Below are 20,433 nucleotides of genomic sequence, written 5' to 3' on the forward strand. Positions count from 1 at the left end.
TCACATCCGGAAGACGCCGTAGCCGTGGCGTCCCTCGATCGGGCCCGAGTGGGCGGCGGACAGGGCGATGCCCAGGACGGTGCGGGTGTCCCGCGGGTCGAGCAGGCCGTCGTCGTAGATCCGGGAGGTGACGAAGAAGGAGTGCGACTCGGCCTCGATCTGGGCCTCGATCCCCCGTCGTCGCTCGTCGTCGGCGGCCTGGTCGAAGGGCCGCCCGGACGCCGCGGCCGACGCCTTGCCGACGATGGACATGACCCCGGCCAGCTGGGCGGCGCCCATCACGGCCAGCTTGGCGCCGGCCCAGGCGAACATCAGCCGGGGGTCGTAGGCCCGTCCGCTCATCCCGTAGTTGCCGGCACCGAAGGACGCGGCCGTGTTGATCGTGATGTGCGGGACCGTCGAGTTGGTGACGGCGTTGATCATCTTCGCGCCGTCCTTGATGATCCCGCCCTGCTCGTAGGACTTCCCGACCATGAAGCCGGTGGTGTTCTGCAGGAAGACCAGCGGGGTGTCGACCTGGTTGGCCAGCTGGATGAACTCCGCGGCCTTCTTGGCCTCCTCGCTGAACAGCACGCCGCGGGCGTTGGCGAGCACGCCGACCGGGAAGCCGTGCACCGAGGCGAACCCGGTGACCAGGCTGGTCCCGTACTCCGGCTTGTACTCACCGAACCGGCTGCCGTCGACGACCCGGGCGAGCACCTCGCGGGGGTCGAAGGGCACCCGGATGTCGGCCGGGGCGATGCCCAGCAGCTCGTCGGGGTCGTACCGCGGCTCGTCGGCCGGCAGCGAGGCGCCGGGACCCTGCTTGCGCCAGTTCAGCTCGGACAGGATGCGACGGCCCAGCCGGATCGCGTCCCGCTCGTCCACGGCGAAGTGGTCGGCCACGCCGGAGACCCGGGCGTGCATCGCGGCGCCGCCGAGCTCCTCGTCGTCGGCGTCCTCGCCGGTGGCCATCTTGACCAGCGGCGGGCCACCGAGGAAGACCTTGGCCTGCCGGTCGACCAGCACCGAGTAGTCGCACATGCCGGGCACGTAGGCGCCGCCGGCGGTGGAGTTGCCGAAGACCAGCGCGATGGTCGGCACGCCCATCGCGGACAGCTCGGTGAGGTCGTGGAAGATCTGCCCGGCGTTGACGAACAGGTCGGCCTGGCTGGGCAGGTCGGCCCCGCCGGACTCGACCAGGTTGACCACCGGCAGCCGGTTGCGCCGGGCGATCTCCAGCGCGCGCAGCGTCTTCTTCAGCGAGACCGGGTTCATCGCCCCGCCGCGGACCGTGGGGTCGTGCGCGATGAGCACGCACTCCACGCCGGAGACGACGCCGATGCCGGTGACGATGCTGGCCCCGACGGTGAACGCGGTGCCCCAGGCCGCCAGCGCGGACAGCTCCAGGAAGGCCGCGTCCCGGTCCAGCAGCAGCTCGATCCGCTCCCGGGCCAGCAGCCGGCCGCGGTCGCGGTGCCGGGCTGCGTACCGCTCGCCACCCCCGGCGCGGGCCAGGTCCAGCTGCTCCTCCAGCTGGTCCAGCACGGCGAGGGAGGCGGTCCGGTTGGTCCGGTACTGCTCGCCCCGGGTGTCCAGCCGGGAGGACAGGACCGTGCCCTCGGTGACCCGCGGGTCGGTGACGGCGGTCATCGGGTCCCCTCGGCGTAGTGGTCGGCCAGCCGCTGGCGGAGCACGTTCTTCTGCACCTTCCCGGTGGAGGTCCGGGGCAGGTCGGGCAGCACGACGACGGCCTTGGGCACCTTGTAGCCGTCCAGCCGGGTGCGGACGGCGGCGAGCAGCTCGGCCTCGTCGATGACCGCCCCGGGCTGGGCGACGACCACGGCGGTGATCGCCTCGGTCCAGCGCTCGTGCGGCAGGCCGACGGCGACGACCTCGGCGATCCGGGGGTCCGCGGCGTACAGCGCCCTCTCCACCTCGATCGAGGCGACGTTCTCCCCGCCGGTCTTGATCACGTCCTTGGAGCGGTCGGCGAACCAGAGCACACCGTCGTCGTCGAAGCGGCCGATGTCCCCGGAGTGGAACCAGCCCCCGGCGAACGCGGCCTCGGTGGCGGCCTCGTCGTGCAGGTAGCCGGTGAGCGCCTGCGGGCTGCGGTAGACGATCTCGCCCTCCTCGCCGGGGGCCACCCGCTCGCCGTCCGGGCCCATCAGCGCCACCCGGACGCTGACGGTGGGGGTGCCGACCGCGCCGGCGTGGGTGAGCTGGTGCTCGGGCCGGAAGAGGGTGGTGGTGGGGCTCATCTCGGTCTGCCCGAAGAGCAGGAAGAGCTCGCAGCCGAGGACCTCGATCGCCCGGCGCAGCTGCGACTCGGGCATCGGCGCCATCGCGTAGCAGGCCCGGCGCAGCGTGGACAGGTCGCGGTCGGCGATGTCGGGGCGCTCGGTGAGGGCCCGGAGCATCATCGGCAGCCCGAACACCTGGGTGATCCGCTCGGACTCGATGGTGTCCAGCAGCCGGTCGGCGTCGAAGCCGCGGTGCACGACCAGCGTCGCGCCCAGGATCACCGCGGGGGTGCAGAAGCAGTTGAGCTGGGCGGTGTGGAACATCGGCATCATCGCGACGAACCGGTCGTCGTCGGTCCAGCGCGCCTCCAGCGCCATGGTCAGCGACTCCACGACGACGGCCACGTGGTTGCCCACCACGCCCTTGGGCGCCGACGTCGTGCCCGACGTGTAGAGGTAGGTGACCGGCGCCCGGTCCTCGACCAGCTCCTCGACCGGACCGGCGGCGCCCTCGAACGCGGCCGTCGTCACGGTGGTCCGCCCGGCGAGGGTCTCCGGCACCGGTCCTCCCGTGCCGGGGGCGACGACGACGTCGGTGACGCCGTCCAGACCGTCGAGGGCCTGACCCACCCAGTCGGCGAGCTGGGTCTCGACCACGACCCCGCGGACGCCGGCGTGCCCGAGGACGTAGCCCGCCTCGTCGGGGCGCCAGCCCAGGTTGAGCGGCACGCAGACGACGCCGGCCTTGGCGCAGGCGTAGTAGACGGCGAGGAACTCGGCGCTGTTGCCCGAGGCCAGGGCCAGCGAGTCGCCGGGGGCGTAGCCGCGGTCGACCAGCCCGCGGGCCAGCCGGTCGGTCCAGTCGTCCAGCTCGCGGTAGGTGATCCGCCGGTCCCCGTCGACGACCGCGACCTTGTCCGGCAGCCGGTCGGCGGTGCGGGTGAGGGTGTCGCCGACGTTGACCCGGTGCACCAGGTTGTCCTGCAGGGGGGTGGGCATCGCGGGCTCCTCAGTACGAGCGGGGCAGGCCGAGGGTGTGCTGGGCGACGAAGTTGAGGACCATCTCCCGGTTCACCGGGGCGATCCGCAGCAACCGGGCCAGCCCCCAGTAGGGCACCAGGCCGTACTCGGTGGACAGACCGTTGCCGCCGTGGGTCTGGATCGCGGCGTCCACGGCACCGAGCGCGGCCTCGGCGGCGGCGTACTTGGCCATGTTCGAGGCCTCCCCCGCCGGGACGCCGGAGTCGTGCGCCCAGGCGGCCTTGCGGGTCATCAGCGCGGCCAGCTCGGTCTCGATGGCGGCCTTGGCGAGGGGGTGGGACACGCCCTGGTGGCTGCCGATCGGGGCCTTCCAGACGGTGCGCTGGTTGGCGTAGTCCGCAGCCTTGGCCAGCGCGAACCGCGCGATGCCCACGCAGAGGGCCGCACCGGTGATCCGCTCGGGGTTGAGCCCGTGGAACACCTGCGCGAACCCGGCCCCCACCTCGCCGACCACCATCTCCGGGCCGACCCGGACGTCGTCGAAGAACAGGGTGAACTGCCGCTCGGGCAGCATCGCGTCCACCGGCAACGGCTGGGCCACCAGCCCCGGGGCGTCGGTGGGCACCAGGAACAGCGACATCTGCGCCTTGCCGGTCACCTCGTCGGTGCCGGTGCGGGCCACCACCATGAGCGCCTGCGCCTCGTCGACGCCGGAGATGTAGTACTTCGTGCCCGAGATCAGCCAGTCGTCGCCGTCGCGGCGGGCGCTGGTGGCGAGCTGGTGGCTGTTGGATCCGGCGCCGGGCTCGGTGATCGCGAAGACCACCTTGGACGTGCCGTCGGCCAGGCCGGGCAGCCAGCGCTGCTTCTGCTCGTCGTCGCCGAACCGGGTGATGACCTCGGCCGAGATGGCCGCGGACACCAGGAGCAGCAGCATCGGGCAGCCCTGGGCGGCGATCTCCTCGCAGACGATCGCCAGCTCGACCAGGCCGCCGCCCCCGCCGCCGTACTCCTCGGGCACGTTGATCCCGATGAAGCCGGCCTTGGCCAGGTCCGCCCAGAGCTCGGTGAGCGGCTCGTGCTTCGCAGCGCGCTCCACGTAGTAGGTGCTGCCGTAGCGGGCGGCGATCTGCCCCACGGTCTCGCGCAGGGCCTGCAGCTCCGGCTTCTCGGCGAACTCCACGTGGCCACTCCGATGTGATCGACGGTTCACTAACACCGCCACCGTAGCGCGGTGTGGTCGCCTGCACCACCGCCTGCGGCGACCCAGCTCACATCCGGGGCTTGACGGCAGCCCCTCCAGTGGTCGACGGTTCACTCCCAACGACGCCGCGCGACGACGCCGGCGCGGGACGAGGAGCGCGCGTGGTCATCGACGTGGACAGCCTGTACGACCGCCGGGCCGACGACCGGTGGAACCGGACCAGCGTGGGCGACGTGCTCGAGCGGCTGACCCACAGCCGGCCCGACCGGGTGGCGATCACCGGCTGGGCGGGCGCGTTCGGCGACCCGGGGTACGAGCGGCTGACCTACCGGCAGGCGGCGACGGTCGTGGAGCAGGTGGCCAACGGCCTGCTGGCGGCGGGCCTGCAGCGCGGCGACCGGGTGCTGCTGGTCTGCGAGAACTCCGTCGAGGCCTACCTGACCAAGCTCGGCGCGGCCCGGGCCGGGCTGGTGTCGGTGCCGCTGAACCCGTCCCTGGCCCCCGACGTCGTCAGCCGGTTGGTCGAGCTGGCCCAGCCGCGCTTCGCCGTCGTCGACGCCGAGCTCTGGGCGCACGTGCAGCCGGCGTTCGCCGAGCAGGGGCTGGCGGTCGACGTGACGATCACCATCGGCGGCGGTCCGGCCGCCGGCAGCGTCTCCTTCGCCGACTTCGTCGCCGGTCAGCCGACCACCGACGCCGGTGCCACCGTCCACGGCGACGACATCTGGGAGATCCTCTTCACCTCGGGGACCACGGCCCTGCCCAAGGGCGTGATGCTGTCGCACCACTACGCGTACTTCGGTGCCTACTCCTTCGCCGTGTCCCTGACCCGCGGTCTCGCCCTGGAGGCCGACCTGGTGCAGGTCGCCTTCCTGCCGATCGTCTACCACGTGGCCGACCAGTGCCTGTCCCTGTCGGTGTTCCTGGCCGGGGGCCGCCTGGTCATCGGCCGGCGGCCCGTCCCGGCCGAGATGGCGGCCGCCGTGCAGCGCGAGCGGGCGACCTCGATCTGGGGTGGCTCACCCCAGCTGGTCAAGGCGTTCGCGGCCGAGCTCGCGGCCGCGGTGGGCTCCGGCCCACCCAGCTCGCTGCGCGTCCTGGTCTACGGCTGGGGGGCGGTCGAGGCCGGCGTGACGGCGTCCCTGCGGTCCAGCTGCGGGGGCGACCTGTCGCTGATGGGCATCTTCGGCCAGACGGAGGCGATCAGCTGCCACCGGTTCTGGCCGGCCACCGAGGAGGCGAAGGTCGCCGCGGCCGGGACATCGCTCAACTACGTCGGGATCCCCAACCCGCTGCTGGCCTCGATCGTGATGGACGTCGACGGCAGCTCGTTGATGGACGCCCCCGGCGTCCCCGGCGAGGCGGTCTACCGATCGCCGGCCGTCACGGCGGGCTACTACCGGGACCGGGCCGCCACCGAGGAGGCCTTCCGGTACGGCTGGTTCCACTCCGGCGACAGCTGCGTGGTGGACGAGGACGGCCTGCGGATCATGGTCGACCGCTACAAGGACATCATCAAGAGCGGCGGGGAGAACGTGTCCAGCATCCGGGTCGAGGCCCTGCTGCACGAGCACCCGCAGGTCACCAAGGCCGCCGTCGTCGGGCTGCGGCACGACCGGTGGGGCGAGGCGGTGACCGCGGTCGTCGTCCGCGCGCCCGGGGCGACGATCACCGAGACCGAGCTGGTCGACTGGTGCCGCACCCGGCTGGCGGGCTTCGAGACGCCCAAGGCGGTGCTCTTCAGCGAGGCGCTGCCGGAGACCGTCGGCGGCAAGGTGCTCAAGTACAAGCTCCGCCAGGCGATGTCCGACCTCTACGACGACGCCGCGGCCGACCTGTCCGCAGCCCCCCGCTGACGCAGCAGGGCCCGGCGTCCGAGGACGTCGGGCCCTGCTGTACCGGCCCTCTCGCAGGGTCCCGGGCCGGGCGGAGCGTGGGTCGGGGGGCGAGAGGGTCCTTCTAGTGCGGGGTGGCCTTCTCGGCGCCGATGCCGGTCAGGCTGCGCACCTCGAGCTCGGCGTACTTGTCGACGTCCGGCTTCTCCTTGCTCAGCATGGTGCCGAGCCAGCCGAGGAAGAACGCCAGCGGGATCGACACCAGGCCCGGGTTGTTCAGCGGGAACCAGGAGAAGTCGACGTCCTGGATGAGCGACGTGGACTTGCCGGTCAACGGGTTGACCGGCGCGCCCGAGACCACCGGGGAGAACAGGATCAGCACCAGGCAGGAGATCAGCCCGCCGTAGATCGACCACAGCGCGCCCTGGGTGGTGAACCGCTTCCAGAACAGCGTGTAGAGGATCGTCGGCAGGTTCGCCGAGGCCGCGACGGCGAAGGCCAGCGCCACCAGGAAGGCGATGTTCAGCCCGGCCTGCAGCGCCAGGATGCCCAGCCCGATGGCGACGGCACCGATGACGCAGGAGGTGATCCGGGCGACCCGGACCTCCTGGGTGCCGCTCGCGGTCCCCTTCTTGATCACCGAGTTGTAGATGTCGTGCGCGAAGGACGCCGACGCGGTGATCGTCAGCCCGGCCACGACGGCCAGGATGGTGGCGAACGCGACGCCGGCGATGATGCCCAGCAGCACGGTGCCGCCCAGCTCGAAGGCCAGCAGCGGGGCCGCGGAGTTGACCGCACCGGGGGCGGCGAGGATCTCGTCGGCCCCGACCAGGGCACCGGCGCCGTAGCCGATGACCAGGCTGAACAGGTAGAAGAACCCGATCAGCCAGATCGCCCAGACCACGGACTTCCGGGCGTCCTTGGCCGTCGGCACCGTGTAGAAGCGCATGAGCACGTGCGGCAGGCCTGCCGTCCCCAGCACGAGCGCGAGCCCGAGGGAGACGAAGTCGAGCTTGGAGGTCCCGGTGGCGCCGTACTGGCCCATCGGGGAGAGCACGTCGCGCGGGGTGGCCTGCTGGGCCGCGGTGTCGGCGGCCCCGCCGAGCAGCGAGGACAGGTTGAACCCGTACTTGCCCAGCACCCAGATCGTCATGACGAACGCGCCGATGATCAGCAGCGTGGCCTTGATCAGCTGCACGTAGGTGGTGCCGCGCATGCCGCCGACCAGCACGTAGAAGATCATCAGCGCGCCGACCACGACCACCGTGGCGGCCTGCGCCCCGGCACCGCTGATCCCCAGCAGCAGGGTGACCAGACCACCGGCGCCGGCCATCTGGGCCAGCAGGTAGAACAACGAGACGGCCAGCGTCGACAGCGCCGCCGCCGTCCGGACCGGGCCCTGCCGCATCCGGAAGGCCAGGACGTCGGCCATGGTGAACCGGGCGGTGTTGCGCAGCAGCTCGGCGACCAGCAGCAGCGCCACCAGCCAGGCGACCAGGAAGCCGATCGAGTACAGGAAGCCGTCGTAGCCGTAGACCGCGATGGCGCCGGCGATGCCCAGGAACGAGGCGGCCGACAGGTAGTCCCCGGCGATGGCCAGGCCGTTCTGGGTGCCGGAGATGTTGCGGCCGGCCGCGTAGTAGTCCGCCGCGCTGGCGTTGCTGCGGCTGGCCCGGAAGGTGATGACCAGCGTGATGAGGACGAAGACGCCGAAGATCGAGATGTTGACGGCGGGGTTCCCGATGGTCACTGCTGGCCCTCCGCGCGGTACTCGTGGGCCTCGAGCCGGCCGCGCATCTCGTCGGCGATCGGGTCGGTGTTCTTCGCGGAGTACGCGACGTAGAGCTGGGTGATGAGGAACGTCGTCACGAACTGGCCCAGGCCGAGCAGGACGCCGAGGTTGACGTTGCCGAACACGTGGGTGTTCATCAGGTCCACCGCGTAGGTGGAGAGCAGGACGAAGAGCAGGTACCAGGCCAGGAAGGCCACGGTCATCGGGACGGCGAAGCGCCGGAAGCGGCGCTTGAGCTCGGTGAACTCCGGGGAGTCCTGGGCCTGCCGGTACTCCTCGGGGGTCAGCAGGCGGCGTTCGGGTTCGGTCACGGGGGTGGCACCTCACTGTGGATCCGCTGTGTGATCGCCGACACTAGCGATCGGGCACCGGCGTAGGACCGGTCCTGCCCGGATCGACCCGAACTCGTGATGTGCGGGCAACGCGACGGGAACGCGGAGGCGGTCCACTGGGTCATGGCCCTCTCGAGGACTCCCCCCTCCCCCGGCGGCACCGGCTGGTTCCCGGTCGCCCGGTCCGCCGACGTCGGCACCGCCCCGGTCGCGGTGGGCGCCGGGGACCGGCCGTGGGTCGTCGTCCGGCTGCGGCCCGGCGGGGAGGTCACCGCGCTGTCCCCGCGCTGCCCGCACCGGCTGGCCCCGCTGACGGACGGGACCGTCGTCGATGGCCTGCTGCAGTGCTCGCGGCACGGCTGGCGGTTCACCGCCGACGGCCGCTGCCGGGACATCCCCGCCCTCGGCCCCGACGCCGCACCGCCACCGCGGGCCGACCTGTCGGCGCCGTGGGCGGTCGAGGAGCGCGACGGCTGGGTCTGGATCGCCCCCGACCGCACCCTGCACCACCGCCCGCCGCGGGCGGCGGCCGCGACCACCGCCGAACCGGTGCCCGAGCTGCCCGCCCCGGCCGGTCCGGTGGTGGGCAACCTGGAGCCGGCGCTCGCCCACGCCTGGCACCCCGTAGCCCTGGCGGACCAGCTGGACGACGGCGGCTGGCTCGCCGTCCGCCTGCTCGGCCGCACCTGGACCGTCGAGCGCCGGGAGGGCCGGCTGGACGCCGGGCCCGCCGCCTGGGGGGTGCGCGAGCACCTCGGGGTGGTCTGGCTGGCACCGGACCGGCCGGTCGGCGAGGAGGTGGAGGTCCCCTCCGCCCCGGGCATCCGCTCCCGCTGGCTGTCCCCGGTGCGCACCAGCGCCCCGGCCGCGGTGGTCGTCGACGCCTTCCTCGACCCCGCCCGCGGTGGACGGGTGCCCTCCGTGCCGGCTGTCACCACCGGCCGGGGCGGGTTCACCGCCCGCTGGACGGACGCCGACGCCGCGGTGTCCGTGCAGCTGGGCGCCCCGTTGCAGCTGGTCCGGCGGGAGGACCTCCCGGACGGGTCGGTCCGCTGGGCGGTGCTGCTGGTCCAGCCCGAGGACGCCGACGCCACCCGGATCCACCTCGGCGCCTTCGTCCAGGGCGCCGCCGCACCGGCGTCGCGGGCGGCGCTGGCCGCCGAGGTCGACCGGCTGGGCGCCGAGCTGGCCGACGTCGTCACCGACCGGCGCTGGACGGGCACCGCCGGGTTGCCGCTGACCCTCCGCGAGGAGGTGCACGTCGCGACCGACGCCCCCGGGGTCGCGCTGCGCCGGGTGCTGGCCGACTTCCTGGTCGCCGCCCGACGGGCCGAGGGATCCACCACCGTCCAGGACACCACCGTGCGCACGACCGAGGAGGACACCGATGTGGCCGCTGCCTGAACCCACCCGACCCGAGGCACTGCCCGACGGCGAGGCGCGCTGGGACCCGCCGGTGCTGGTCCGCCTCTCGCTGGACCACGGGCTGGACGCCGGACCCGCGTCCCGCACGACGTCGGCCGGCCGGCGGTCGGCGGACCCGGGCAGCCGCCGACCCGGCGGGGGCACCCGCACCCGGTAGCGGTCCTGGGGGCAGGATCGGGGCGTGGCAGGCGTCGAGGGGGTCTTCGAGCGCGGCACCGACGGACCGAAGGTCGTGCTGGTCGGCGTCGACGGCTCCGACACGTCCCTGCGGGCCGCCGCGTACGCCGCCGGTCTCGCCCGCCGGCAGCACTCCCGCCTGGTGGTCGTGCACGTGCGCTCGCCGTTCACCCCGCTGGCCGGACTGGTGCCCGGGTCGGCGGCGGTCGCGTCGGGCACGGCCGGCGAGATCGCCGACGAGGTGAGGGCGCTGGTGGACCGCGGTGCCGCGCACGTGGGCATCCCGGTGGAGTACGTGGTGGCCGCCGGGGACCCGGCGGTGGAGATCACCCGGGTCGCCGACGAGCTCCTGGCCGACGCCGTGGTGGTCGGCACCTCCGAGCAGGCCGGTCACCGGTGGGTCGGCTCGATCGCCGTCCGGCTGGTGCGGGCCGGGCGCTGGCCGGTCACCGTCGTCCCCTGACCGGTCAACGGTACGAATCGGTCCGGTACATCCTGTCAACCCTTGGTCATCCCCACGCCCCCGCTCGGACACCGACGCACAGGTCGGTGGTGCGACCATTGATCCCGTGCAACACATCTCCGCGCCCCCCGGCGCCTTCCTCGACATCGACGCGCTGACCGGTCGCACCTTCGACGGCGTCCTGTTCGACATGGACGGCACGCTCATCGACTCGATGGGCAGCTCGCTGGCGGCCTGGCGCACCTGGGCCGACGAGCTGGGCGTCGACCCCGCCGCGCTCGGCGCGCTCGGCGGCCTGCCGGCGTCCCGGATCGTGGCCGAGCTGGTCGCCGAGGACCGACAGGTCTCCGCGCTGGCCCGCATCCACGAGCTCGAGGTCGCCGCGGCCGGCGAGGGCATCGAGGTGCTCCCCGGCGTGGTCGAGGCCTTCGGCGCGCTGCCGGCCAACCGGGTCGCCGTCGTAACCTCCTGCACCGGCCCGCTGCTCGCCGCCCGGCTGGCCGCCTCCGGCATGCGCCCGCCGCGCGAGGTGGTCTGCGTCGACGACATCGCCAACGGCAAGCCCTCCCCGGACCCGTTCCTGCTGGCCGCGCACCGGATCGGCGTCGACCCGCACCGCTGCCTGGTCGTCGAGGACGCCCCGGCCGGGCTGGCCGCCGGGCGGGCCGCCGGCTGCGCGACCCTCGCCGTGGGCGCAACCCACCACCACAGCGAGCTGGAGGCCGACGCCTACGCGCCCGACCTCGGGCACGTCCGGTTCAGCAGCACCCCGGCCGGGATCACCGTCACCCTCGCCTGACCGGCCGGCCGGCCCACCGCGGTGGCGGTGGGTCGGTTGGACGTGCAAACCTTGTCGGTGTGGTCGTGCTGTCGCAGCTCCCCGGGCGTCCCTGCCCCGCCGCCGCTGCCCTCGAGGTGGTCGGCGACCGGTGGGCGCTGCTCGCCGTCCGCGAGATCCACCTGGGCGCGCACCGGTTCTCCGACATCCTCGCCGGCACCGGTGCCCCCCGGGACCGGCTGGCCGCCCGACTCAAGGACCTGGTCGCCGCCGGCGTCCTGGAGCGGCGGCCGTACTCCGACAGCCCGCCCCGGTCGGACTACCACCTGACCGAGGCCGGCCAGGAGCTGGTGCCGGTGATCGGGGCGCTGAAGCAGTGGGGCCGGAAGTGGGCCGTCGAGGCCGAGCCTGCCCCTGCGGGCTGACCCCGGCTCATCCCCCAGGGCGACGACGGCGCCCCGCGCACTCCCTACCGTCGGACCCGTGGAGCCCGCCCCGCCGCTGAGCCGGTTCGCCGACCGGCTGCGCGCGCGGCCGTTCGAGGTCGACATCGCCCTGGCGGCACTGCTCGGGCTGGCCCTCCTCGTGCTGTTCGGCTCCACCGCGAGCTACGGACCCGCGGACTGGCTGCTGACCGCGGGCCTGCTGGGTCCGCTGGCCTGGCGGCGGCGGGCCCCGGTCCCGGCCGCCGCCGTCGTGGTGGTCACCGGGCTGGCCGAGCTCCTGCTCACCGACCAGTTCCTCGCCGCGAACGTGGCTGCCCCGGCGATGGTCTACGCGTTGGCCGCCTACGCACCGCGCTGGGCCGAGCGGGCCGGGCTGGCCACCGGCCTGCTCGGGGCCGTGCTGGCCACGGTGCGCTACTACGGCCCGTACTACCGCGACGACTCGGGCGTCTGGATCTCGACCGGGATCGACCCGTTCCAGCTCGCCTTCGTGGCCGGCGCGATCGGTGTGCTGGTCGTCGCCAGCTGGGCGATGGGCCTGGTCAAGCGCGGTCGCCTGCAGCGGGAGGCGGCGATGCGCGAGCGCGCGGTGCTCCTGGAGCTCGAGCGCGACCAGGAGCTGCGGCTGGCCGCCTCCACCGAGCGGGCGCGGATCGCCCGCGAGATGCACGACGTCGTGGCCCACTCCCTGTCGGTGGTCATCGCCCAGGCCGACGGCGGCCGGTACGCCGGCCGCGCCGACCCCGAGGCCGCCGTGGGCGCGCTGGAGCAGATCTCGGCCACCGGCCGGCAGGCGCTGGCCGACATGCGCTCGCTGCTGGGCGTGCTGCGCGAGGGGGACGCCCAGGAGTTCGCCCCGCAGCCCGACGTCGCCGCCATCGGTGCGCTGGTCGAGGACGTGCGGCGCAGCGGGCTGGACGTCGACCTGGTCCAGGACGGCGAGCCCGTCGACCTGCCCTCGGGCCCGCAGCTGGCCGCCTACCGGATCGTGCAGGAGTCGCTGACCAACGTGCTCAAGCACGCCGGCCCGGCCAGCCGGGCGTGGGTCCGGCTGCAGTGGCGGCCCGAGGCGCTGGAGGTCTCCGTGCTGGACGACGGCCGGGGTGCGGCCGCGATGCTGGCCCCCGACGGCGACGGGCAGGGGGTGCTCGGCATGCGGGAGCGGGCCCAGCTGCACGGCGGACGGCTGGCGGTCGGGCCGCGGCACGGCGGCGGGTTCGGCGTGCACGCGGTCCTGCCCTACGGTCGACGGCGATGACCACCCCGCCGTCGAGCCCGGTCCGCGTCGTGCTCGTGGACGACCAGCAGATGGTCCGCGCCGGCTTCCGCATGGTCATCGACTCCCAGCCCGACCTGACCGTCGTCGGGGAGGCCGGGGACGGCGCCGCGGCGGTCGAGCTGCTCCGGCGCACGGCCGCCGACGTCGTCCTGATGGACATCCGCATGCCCGGGACCGACGGGATCGAGGCCACCCGGCAGGTCACCGCGCTGCCCGCCCCGCCCCGGGTCGTCGTCCTCACGACGTTCGACCTCGACGAGTACGTGGTGGCCGCCATCGGGGCCGGGGCCAGCGGATTCCTGCTCAAGGACGCCGCCCCGGAGGAGATGCTGGCCGCGCTGCGCACGGTGCACGCCGGCGACTCGGTGATCGCGGCCAGCTCCACCCGCCGGCTGCTGCAGCACGTCGCCCCGATGCTGCGCGGCGGTGCGTCGACCGCACCCGGCCAGCCCGACCCGGCCCTGGCCGAGCTCACCCCGCGCGAGACCGAGGTGCTGGTGCAGATGGCCTACGGCGCCTCCAACACCGAGATCGCCCGCGGCCTGTTCGTCAGCGAGGCGACGGTGAAGACCCACGTCGGCCGGGTGCTGGCCAAGACCGGCAGCCGGGACCGGGTGCAGGCCGTCGTGCTGGCCTTCCGCTCGGGTCTCGTGCACCCCGGCGACCTGCTCCGCGACGCCGCGGGCTGACCGTCCTGCGGGTCCGCCCGCCGGGGGATCCGAGAACGCACGAATCCGACATCGGCCTGCTCGGCGGGCTGATCGGCGCCGCGGTGGGCGTGTTCGCCGTCCTGGGCATCTCGGTGGTGCGCGGCTGGACGCCGGTGGTGGACCCGTGGATCGCACTGGGCGGCACCTTGCTGGGCGTGGTGCTCGGCCTGCTCGCCGGGGGCATCCCGGCCCGCCGCGCGGCCCGGATCGAGCCGGTCGACGCCCTCCGCGGCGGCACCTGACCGCACCGCCGCCCGCCCCGCCCGGCGTGGATCAGGTGGGACGACGACTGTGCGTCCTCCCTACCCGACGTCGGTGGCGGGGGACGCACACTGCTCGTCCCACCTGATCCACGCCGGGCCCGTGCCGGGGACCCGCCGGTCAGGTGCCGGGGAGCATCCCGCTGGTGCGGGCGGCCCGGCGAAGGGCGCCCAGCTGCTCACCGGTCACCCGCAGCCGGCCGGTGATGACGGCGTCCTCGACGTCGGCCCACTCGACCTCGGCCCACAGCCCGCCGCCGAGCTCGTCGACGTCGGGCTGGACCCGCAGCAGCCCGGCCGACAGCAGCGCGAAGACCCCGGGGCCGTCGTGGACGGCCATGTCCAGGGCGGTCTCCAGCTGCGGGTCGCCGCAGGCGGTCCGGACCAGCGCGACCTCCAGCTCGTCGGCCGTCCAGATCCCGAGGAGCGAGGGCCTCACCGGCGTCGCGGGGTGTGGAGGTGCACCCCGACACCCTACGAGCGGCCCGGCCCGCCCGGACGACGGGCCAGTGCGGCGGCGACCCCGGCGGCGAACAGCTCGGGCAGCTCGACCCCGGCCGCGCGGGCCATCGTCGGGACCACGCTCTGCCGGGCGAAGGAGTTGTAGAGCCCGGCCTCGAGGAACCAGGGGACGCCGTCGGGGTCGACCCGGAAGTCGAACAGCGAGTAGTCCCGGCAGCCCAGGGCGGTGTGGCAGGCCAGCGCCGCCTCCTGCACCACGGCGGTGACCGGGTCGGCGGGGTCGACGATCCACACGGTCGGCGTGTCCTTGGCCATGAGCCCCAGCCGGCCGTCGTCCGCCCGCTGGATCTTGTCCGCGGCCGTGCGGACGGCGGCGCCCTCGGCGAAGCCGTACTCCTCCAGCGGCAGCGCCACGAGCTCCCCGTCCCGGACGACGACGCCGCAGCGCACCTCCCGGCCCAGCGGCACGAACGCCTCCACCAGCACGTCGGTGGACTCCGCGCGGGCGGTGGCCAGCGCGGCGGCGAACTCCCCGGCCGACCGGACGAGGGAGACCCCGGCGGAGTTGTCGGCGTCCACCGGCTTGACCACCACCGGCGGGGCGAGCGTCGGCTGCGCACCCGGGGTCAGCACCTCGCCGGCCGGGACGCGGACGCCGGCCGCGGCGACCACCGCGCGGGCGCGGGCCTTGTGCGCGCCCAGCGCCATGACGTCGGCCGGGTTGCCGACGAAGGGGATGCCGAGCACGTCGAGCAGGGCCCGGTAGGAGGTCATGCCGGGGATGCAGAACATCTGCGGGAGCGCCACGTCGACGTCCAGCGCGGTGAGCCGGGCCAGCGCCGGGCCCAGGGCCAGCGGCTCCGCGTCGGCCAGCGCGTCCAGCGACGCCGGGAACCGCCACGAGCCGTCGGGCGACACGTGCGCCACGACGTGCTCGTGCTCCCCGCCCACGTTGGCCAGGCAGTCCGCGGCGTACAGCCGGGACAGGTCGTCCATGAACGTCGTGGTGGGCGAGCCGACCAGGTGCAGCACCCGGGCCATCAGTCGCCCGCCGGCTGCACGAGCTTGCCGATGTTGAAGTCGATCTTGCGCCAGGCGCCCCCCGCGAGCAGGTTCCCCCACAGCAGCAGCGGGATCTGCACGTGGTGCAGCACGAGGTAGGGCAGCGGGTCGGCCCGGTCGAAGACGGCTTCCTTGCCCGCCCGGACCACCCGCCAGCGGTCCGCCGCGGTCCGCGGTGCGCTCAGCGCCCGCCACAGCTCGTGGTAGAGCCAGTAGGTGGGCCGGCTGCCCGGCAGCGGCTCGAGCGGGGTGTCCCGCGCGGCCAGGTAGGCGTCGGCCAGCCCCGGGCGGGCGGGGTGGTCGTGGAACATCGTGATCGCCGAGTGGGTGCGCGGGTTGCACTCGATGGCGTAGGGCCGGCCGTCGTCGTCGACCAGGAAGTCGAAGGAGACCTGGCCGGTGAGCCCGAGCTCCCGGACGAACGTGGTCACCCACTCCCGGACCCGCGGCCGGTCGACCTGCGCGTAGTTGACCTGGAAGGCCGAGGACGGGCAGCAGCACCAGACGGTGACCACGCCGTCCCGGGCGGTGGAGTGCGTGCAGATCTCCTCGCCGGTGACGAACTCCTGCAGGATCCAGGGGTTCTCCGGGCTGATCGGCTTGCCGGCCAGGAAGCGCTCGGTGGCCGCGTGGGTGGGCAGCGGCAGGTGGGTGAGGTCCAGGCGGTGCACCGGGTCGTAGGCGATCGACTTGAGCACGTAGGGCTTCGTCGCCCCGGTGAAGTCGTGGTCGAGCACCTGCTGCGGGTCGGTGACCAGGTGGGTGTCGGGGACCGAGAGGCCCAGCGAGGCGGCGAGCTCGGTGAACCGGTGCTTGTCGTCCAGCGTGCGGACCATCTCGGCGTCCAGGCTGAGCACCTCGCAGTGCCCGGCCAGCAGGTCGGCGGCCGCGGCGTCGAACTCCGACGCCACCGGGGAGCAGACCGGCACGTACAGGTCCACGCCCTCGGTCCGGACGACGTCCAGCAGGGCCTGGGCGTACCCGGGGTCGCGCGGGTCGGGGACGACGTGGAAGGCGTCCACCGCCCGGGAGAACCGGTGCCCGGTGAACCGGTAGGTGTCCTTCTCCACCAGCACGACCCGGTGCCCCGCGGCGGCGAAGGACCGGGCCAGCTGGAGGGCCTTGGTCATCTTGCCGCCGCTGATCAGCACCGTGCGCGGCTGCGCCGCCGGGGCCGGCCGCGGTGCCCGGGTGGTGGCCAGCGCCACCGCGGTGACCGCGAGGTCCACCGGCAGGGTCAGCGCGAGCCCGGCCAGCGCGGCGACCGACCGCCACGGCGTGGGCCGCGGCCGGGCGGGCGCGCCGCCCGCGGTCCGCGGGGGCGCCGCGGCCGGGGCGGTCAGTGCCCGCTCCCCGCGGCGTCGGCGGCGGCCGGGCCGTGGTCGCGGACCATGCCGCGGTGCATCACCCGGTCGCCGACGACGACGGAGTGGTCGCCGCGGTGCAGCACGCAGGCGTTGTCCCACACCACGACGTCGCCCGGGGACCACGCGTGGGCCAGGCTGTTCTCCGCGGTGGTGGAGTGCGCGTAGAGCTCGGCGACCAGCCCGGCGGAGGTGTCGTCGTCCAGCCCGCTGATGCCGGCGCACCGCTTGGGCGTGGTCAGGTACAGCGCCGGGCGGCCGGTGAGCGGGTGCGGCCGGGCGATCGGGTGCTCGGCCTCCGTCTCGTCGTCCTCGGTCAGCAGCCCGGGGTCGATGCCGGTGACGACGTGCCGGATGCTGCGGCCCTCGACCTGCGCCCGGAGGTCCAGCGGCAGCGTCTCCAGCGCGCGGTACTGGTCGGTGAAGACCGTCTCCCCGCCCTGCGAGGGGATCTGCACCGCCCGCAGCGCGGTGTAGGCCGGCGGCGTCGACAGGTAGGAGCTGTCGACGTGGAAGGTGCTGCGGGGCGGCTCGGCCCGGCCGACGTTGCTGATCACGTTGAGGTCGGGGAACCCGTCGACCGGGGTCTCGCCGGCGGTGAACGTGAGCTCGCCGAAGCTGCGCAGGAAGCCCAGGAAGACGGTGTCGTCGACGTGCTGGTCGCGCAGCACGACGACGCCCCGGTCGGCCAGCAGGCGGCGCAGGGCCACGACGTCCTCGTCGGTGGCCGCGGCGATGTCCAGGCCGGTGACCTCGGCGCCCAGCGGCTGCAGGGTGGTGGTGTGCACGGATCTCCTCAGGTGGTCGCGCGGCGGACCAGCGTGATGCCGTCGCGGAGGGGCACCAGCACCTGCTCGACCCGGGGGTCGGCGGTGACCTGGCGGTTGAACGCGGCGATGGCCTCGCCGTTCGCGGTGCGCTCGCCGGCCCAGGGCTGGCCCTGCATGAGCGTGTTGTCCACCGCGACCAGCCCGCCCGGGGCGAGCAGACCGGTCTCCAGCAGCGCGTCGAGGTAGCCGGCGTACCCGGCCTTGTCGGCGTCGACGAAGACGACGTCGAACTGCTGACCTTCGACGGCCAGCGCGGCCAGGGTGTCCCCGGCCGGCCCGACCCGGACGTCGATCCGCGCCCCGGCGGGGGACTCGGCGAAGCACTCCCGGGCGAAGGCGGCGACCTCGGGGTCCAGCTCGCACGCCACCACCTGCCCGTCCTCGGGCAGCGCCTCGGCCATCGCCAGGGCGCCGTAGCCGGTGAACATGCCGATCTCCAGCACCCGCCGGGCGCGGGTCATCGACAGCAGGAAGGACAGGAACACGCCCTCGACGTGCCCGGAGAGCATCTCGGCCTCCAGGGTGCCGGCCCAGGCCGCCGACCGGGTGCGGTCCGCGAGCCGGGCCAGCCCCGGGGACTCCGGCGAAGAGTGCTCCTCCAGGTAGGGCTCGAAGCCGACCGCGAGGTCGCGGACGGCCTCCAGCTCGGCCCGTAGGTCCGCCGGGAGGCCGTCCGGCCGGGCGCAGAGCGCGTCCAGCCGCGCCGCCAGGATCCCCAGCGGCGTGACCGGACGCAGCCCGTGCGCGGTGGACGACGTCACGGCGCGGCGACGACCGGGCTCGTGCGCGGCACCATGAACGCGTCGACCCCGGCGCCCCCGCGCGGCAGCGCGGCGGCCACCTCGCGGTGCAGCTCCAGGGTCTGCACGAGCTCGTCGTCCCCGACGTCGTTCATGAACGTGCACTCCCCGATCGGCTTGGGCGCCGCCGCGCGGAGCAGCCCGTCCCGGGTCTGCAGGATCGACTTGGTGGAGTCGCGCAGCAGGTCCGCGGTCAGGTAGGGGCTGTCCACGGTGAGGCCCAGCCGGCTCATCAGGGCGTGGATCCGGTCCCGGTCGGCGACGGAGATGTAGCCCCGCTCGGCGGCCAGGGTGGCCGAGTACGCCATGTCGACGGAGATGGCGTGCCCGTGGAAGTACGGGATGTCCGGCGTCAGCTCGAGCGTCGGGCTCCAGGTGTGGCCGTAGGCGATCACCCGGTCCAGGTCCAGCTCGGCGAGGTTGGGCACCTCGAGCTGGAGCATGGTGTCGATCGCCTCGTCGGTCACCTGGTCGGCGACCTTGCGGATCTCGGGGTTCCCGTCGAGGTGGCCGAAGCGGGTGCGCAGCAGCTCCTCGCCGTGCTCGTCGAGCAGGTCGAACACCGTCCGGTTGGCGACCACCGCGATCTTGATCAGCTCGGCCATGCCGTTGCGGACCTGGTCCTCGGCGAGGCTGGCCAGGAACGAGAAGTCCAGGAACACCGTGGACGACGCGTGGTAGGCGCCGAGCCGGTTCTTGGCCTTGCCGTGGTTGACCGCGACCTTGATCGAGACGCTGGCGTCGATCAGCCCGATGAGCGTGGTGGGGATCCGGATGTAGGGCGTGGACCGCTTGTAGGACGCGCAGGCGAACCCGGCCACGTCGGTGACCAGCCCGCCGCCGACGACCAACGGGGCCTCGGTGCGCAGCAGGCCGTAGGCGCCGAACGCGTCGACCAGCCGCTCCAGGGTGCTCATCGTCTTGTCGGTCTCGGCGATGGCCACCGGGATGATCGTGAGCTCGACCCCGGCGGCGTCGAAGTAGGCCTGCATCGCGTCGCGGTGGCGGGCCAGCACGTTCTCGTCGACGACGGCCAGGCAGCGGCCGGCGGCGCGGTAGCAGTCGGCCAGCTGCGGGTTGTGCAGGGCGAAGACGCCGTCCACCGGCACCAGGCGGTACTCGGTGCGGTGCACGGCCTCGACGGAGAACCCGCCGTCGGTGCGGGTGACGGACGAGCTGACGGTGGTCATCCCCGGTCCCTCAGGCCTGCAGCCCGGCGGGCAGGTCGGCCGGGTCCAGCCGGTCGACCACCCGGGCGTCGCCGAAGTCGTGCCCGGCGGTGTTGGTGTTCGGGAAGGCCAGGCAGGTGACGCCGGCGGCGGTGGCCGACTCGACACCGCCCACGTTGTCCTCGACGGCCACGGCGTCCGCGGCGTCCTCGCCGAGGGTCTGCAGCGCGTAGGCGTAGGCGGCCGGGTCCGGCTTGGACTGCTGCACCACCGAGTTGTCGACCACCAGGTCGAAGTCCGACAGCTGCAGGTCGTCGACGCCCTGCACCAGCGCGACGACGTTCTCCGGCGAGGTGGTGGTCACCAGGGCGACCTTGCCGCCGGCCTGCTTGGCGCTGCGGAGGGCCTCGAGCACGCCCGGGCGGGCGGTCAGCCCGCCGCGGCCGAGCTTCTGCTGGAACAGCTCGGACTTGGTGGCGTGCACGGCGGCGGCGTCGACGTCCTGGCCGCGCTGCGCGGCGTAGCCGGCGACCCGGTCGGCCCCGCCGTTGCCGCGGAGCATCTCGCGGTAGTCGTCGGTCTCCCAGCGCCAGTCGAGGTCGTGGGCGGCGAACGCCTCGTTGAACGACTCCCGCTGGAGCTCGGAGGTGTCGGCGATGGTGCTGATGGAACCGAACAGGAGAGCGGACACGCAGGACCTCGCTTGTCTGTGGCCGGGCACGCTCGATCGGCCGCGGCGGTGCGAGGACTGTAGCCAGGTAAGGCCTGTTTAAGCAGGCTGAGCGGGAAATGTTCAGCTGGTTGCCAGACGGGCGACGGGCGGTCCGACCTCAGTGGAC

21 protein-coding genes are annotated in these 20,433 nt (G+C 73.9%); 9 read left to right on the forward strand and 12 right to left on the reverse strand.

All coding sequences use genetic code 11. The features are described 5' to 3' along the window. Genes UXQ13_RS15160 through UXQ13_RS15170 form a run of 3 tightly spaced genes read right to left on the reverse strand, consistent with a single transcriptional unit; the run spans position 1 to position 4,389 of the window. Complete coding sequence (locus UXQ13_RS15160) at positions 1-1,632, reverse strand: acyl-CoA carboxylase subunit beta (protein ID WP_225233986.1); 1,632 nt, start codon at positions 1,630-1,632, stop codon at positions 1-3. Then, positions 1,629-3,224 (reverse strand): AMP-binding protein, encoded by a 1,596-nt coding sequence (locus UXQ13_RS15165; RefSeq protein WP_225233985.1) that lies wholly within the window; start codon positions 3,222-3,224, stop codon positions 1,629-1,631. Before UXQ13_RS15165 ends, UXQ13_RS15160 begins: the two co-directional genes overlap by 4 nt. A 10-nt stretch (positions 3,225-3,234) precedes the next feature. Further along, entirely contained in the window at positions 3,235-4,389 is a 1,155-nt protein-coding gene (locus UXQ13_RS15170; protein ID WP_225233984.1) for an acyl-CoA dehydrogenase family protein, read from the reverse strand. Positions 4,390-4,571: 182 nt separating this feature from the next. Here UXQ13_RS15170 and UXQ13_RS15175 point away from each other — a divergent pair, with 182 nt between their 5' ends. After that, positions 4,572-6,266 carry an AMP-binding protein gene (locus UXQ13_RS15175; RefSeq protein ID WP_336392507.1) on the forward strand — a complete coding sequence of 565 codons (1,695 nt, stop codon included), beginning with the start codon at positions 4,572-4,574 and terminating at the stop codon, positions 6,264-6,266. Between the two features lie 103 nt (positions 6,267-6,369). Here the strand turns inward: UXQ13_RS15175 and UXQ13_RS15180 are convergent, their stop codons facing one another. Both UXQ13_RS15180 and UXQ13_RS15185 read right to left on the reverse strand, forming a co-directional pair. After that, positions 6,370-7,995, reverse strand: a complete 1,626-nt coding sequence (locus UXQ13_RS15180; RefSeq protein ID WP_225233982.1) for a solute symporter family protein — start codon at positions 7,993-7,995, stop codon at positions 6,370-6,372. Continuing rightward, positions 7,992-8,348, reverse strand: a complete 357-nt coding sequence (locus UXQ13_RS15185; RefSeq protein ID WP_225233981.1) for a DUF485 domain-containing protein — start codon at positions 8,346-8,348, stop codon at positions 7,992-7,994. The genes UXQ13_RS15180 and UXQ13_RS15185 overlap by 4 nt, the downstream gene beginning before the upstream one ends. Before the next feature lie 144 nt (positions 8,349-8,492). Here UXQ13_RS15185 and UXQ13_RS15190 point away from each other — a divergent pair, with 144 nt between their 5' ends. The 8 genes from UXQ13_RS15190 (at position 8,493) to UXQ13_RS15225 (ending at position 13,889) form a co-directional block, all read left to right on the forward strand. Continuing rightward, positions 8,493-9,773: a Rieske 2Fe-2S domain-containing protein gene (locus UXQ13_RS15190; protein WP_225233980.1), complete on the forward strand. Its 1,281-nt coding sequence runs from the start codon at positions 8,493-8,495 to the stop codon at positions 9,771-9,773. After that, positions 9,757-9,951 (forward strand): hypothetical protein, encoded by a 195-nt coding sequence (locus UXQ13_RS15195; RefSeq protein WP_225233979.1) that lies wholly within the window; start codon positions 9,757-9,759, stop codon positions 9,949-9,951. The genes UXQ13_RS15190 and UXQ13_RS15195 overlap by 17 nt, the downstream gene beginning before the upstream one ends. A 24-nt stretch (positions 9,952-9,975) precedes the next feature. Then, positions 9,976-10,434, forward strand: a complete 459-nt coding sequence (locus UXQ13_RS15200; protein WP_336392508.1) for a universal stress protein — start codon at positions 9,976-9,978, stop codon at positions 10,432-10,434. Between the two features lie 106 nt (positions 10,435-10,540). Beyond that, on the forward strand, positions 10,541-11,233 hold the full coding sequence (locus UXQ13_RS15205; RefSeq protein ID WP_225233977.1) for an HAD-IA family hydrolase: 693 nt from the start codon (positions 10,541-10,543) through the stop codon (positions 11,231-11,233). Positions 11,234-11,298: 65 nt separating this feature from the next. Then, positions 11,299-11,637, forward strand: coding sequence for a winged helix-turn-helix transcriptional regulator (locus UXQ13_RS15210; RefSeq protein ID WP_225233976.1), 339 nt, complete (start codon positions 11,299-11,301; stop codon positions 11,635-11,637). Positions 11,638-11,695: 58 nt separating this feature from the next. After that, positions 11,696-12,916 carry a sensor histidine kinase gene (locus UXQ13_RS15215; RefSeq protein WP_225233975.1) on the forward strand — a complete coding sequence of 407 codons (1,221 nt, stop codon included), beginning with the start codon at positions 11,696-11,698 and terminating at the stop codon, positions 12,914-12,916. Next, positions 12,913-13,626 (forward strand): response regulator, encoded by a 714-nt coding sequence (locus UXQ13_RS15220; protein WP_225233974.1) that lies wholly within the window; start codon positions 12,913-12,915, stop codon positions 13,624-13,626. The genes UXQ13_RS15215 and UXQ13_RS15220 overlap by 4 nt, the downstream gene beginning before the upstream one ends. 89 nt (positions 13,627-13,715) lie before the next feature. Then, a complete protein-coding gene (locus tag UXQ13_RS15225; RefSeq protein ID WP_225233973.1) occupies positions 13,716-13,889 on the forward strand; it encodes a hypothetical protein in 174 nt (57 codons plus the stop codon). A 139-nt stretch (positions 13,890-14,028) separates the two neighbouring features. Here UXQ13_RS15225 and UXQ13_RS15230 read toward each other — a convergent pair whose 3' ends face one another. The 7 genes from UXQ13_RS15230 to UXQ13_RS15260 all read right to left on the reverse strand — a co-directional run bounded on the left by UXQ13_RS15230 (position 14,029) and on the right by UXQ13_RS15260 (position 20,285). Beyond that, positions 14,029-14,346, reverse strand: coding sequence for a hypothetical protein (locus UXQ13_RS15230; RefSeq protein ID WP_225233972.1), 318 nt, complete (start codon positions 14,344-14,346; stop codon positions 14,029-14,031). Positions 14,347-14,381: 35 nt separating this feature from the next. Beyond that, positions 14,382-15,410 carry a D-alanine--D-alanine ligase family protein gene (locus UXQ13_RS15235; protein ID WP_225233971.1) on the reverse strand — a complete coding sequence of 343 codons (1,029 nt, stop codon included), beginning with the start codon at positions 15,408-15,410 and terminating at the stop codon, positions 14,382-14,384. Continuing rightward, positions 15,410-16,660: an ATP-grasp domain-containing protein gene (locus UXQ13_RS15240; RefSeq protein ID WP_225233970.1), complete on the reverse strand. Its 1,251-nt coding sequence runs from the start codon at positions 16,658-16,660 to the stop codon at positions 15,410-15,412. The genes UXQ13_RS15235 and UXQ13_RS15240 overlap by 1 nt, the downstream gene beginning before the upstream one ends. 110 nt (positions 16,661-16,770) lie before the next feature. Then, on the reverse strand, positions 16,771-17,583 hold the full coding sequence (locus UXQ13_RS15245) for a TauD/TfdA dioxygenase family protein (RefSeq protein WP_225233969.1): 813 nt from the start codon (positions 17,581-17,583) through the stop codon (positions 16,771-16,773). An 8-nt stretch (positions 17,584-17,591) separates the two neighbouring features. After that, positions 17,592-18,386 carry an O-methyltransferase gene (locus UXQ13_RS15250; protein ID WP_225233968.1) on the reverse strand — a complete coding sequence of 265 codons (795 nt, stop codon included), beginning with the start codon at positions 18,384-18,386 and terminating at the stop codon, positions 17,592-17,594. Beyond that, a complete protein-coding gene (locus UXQ13_RS15255; RefSeq protein WP_225233967.1) occupies positions 18,383-19,615 on the reverse strand; it encodes a sedoheptulose 7-phosphate cyclase in 1,233 nt (410 codons plus the stop codon). Before UXQ13_RS15255 ends, UXQ13_RS15250 begins: the two co-directional genes overlap by 4 nt. A gap of 10 nt (positions 19,616-19,625) precedes the next feature. Continuing rightward, positions 19,626-20,285, reverse strand: a complete 660-nt coding sequence (locus tag UXQ13_RS15260; RefSeq protein ID WP_225233966.1) for an HAD family hydrolase — start codon at positions 20,283-20,285, stop codon at positions 19,626-19,628. Between the last annotated feature and the right edge of the window lie 148 nt (positions 20,286-20,433).

Source organism: Klenkia terrae, assembly GCF_037083865.1.
Classification (GTDB): Bacteria; Actinomycetota; Actinomycetes; order Mycobacteriales; family Geodermatophilaceae; genus Klenkia; species Klenkia terrae.

Excerpts from the sequence above, each read along its gene's own strand:
- UXQ13_RS15160 (WP_225233986.1), bottom strand. The coding sequence starts at position 1,632 with ATGACCGCCGTCACCGACCCGCGGGTCACCGAGGGCACGGTCCTGTCC.
- UXQ13_RS15165 (WP_225233985.1), bottom strand. The coding sequence starts at position 3,224 with ATGCCCACCCCCCTGCAGGACAACCTGGTGCACCGGGTCAACGTCGGC.
- UXQ13_RS15190 (WP_225233980.1), top strand. The coding sequence starts at position 8,493 with ATGGCCCTCTCGAGGACTCCCCCCTCCCCCGGCGGCACCGGCTGGTTC.
- UXQ13_RS15195 (WP_225233979.1), top strand. The coding sequence starts at position 9,757 with ATGTGGCCGCTGCCTGAACCCACCCGACCCGAGGCACTGCCCGACGGC.
- UXQ13_RS15220 (WP_225233974.1), top strand. The coding sequence starts at position 12,913 with ATGACCACCCCGCCGTCGAGCCCGGTCCGCGTCGTGCTCGTGGACGAC.
- UXQ13_RS15235 (WP_225233971.1), bottom strand. The coding sequence starts at position 15,410 with ATGGCCCGGGTGCTGCACCTGGTCGGCTCGCCCACCACGACGTTCATG.
- UXQ13_RS15255 (WP_225233967.1), bottom strand. The coding sequence starts at position 19,615 with ATGACCACCGTCAGCTCGTCCGTCACCCGCACCGACGGCGGGTTCTCC.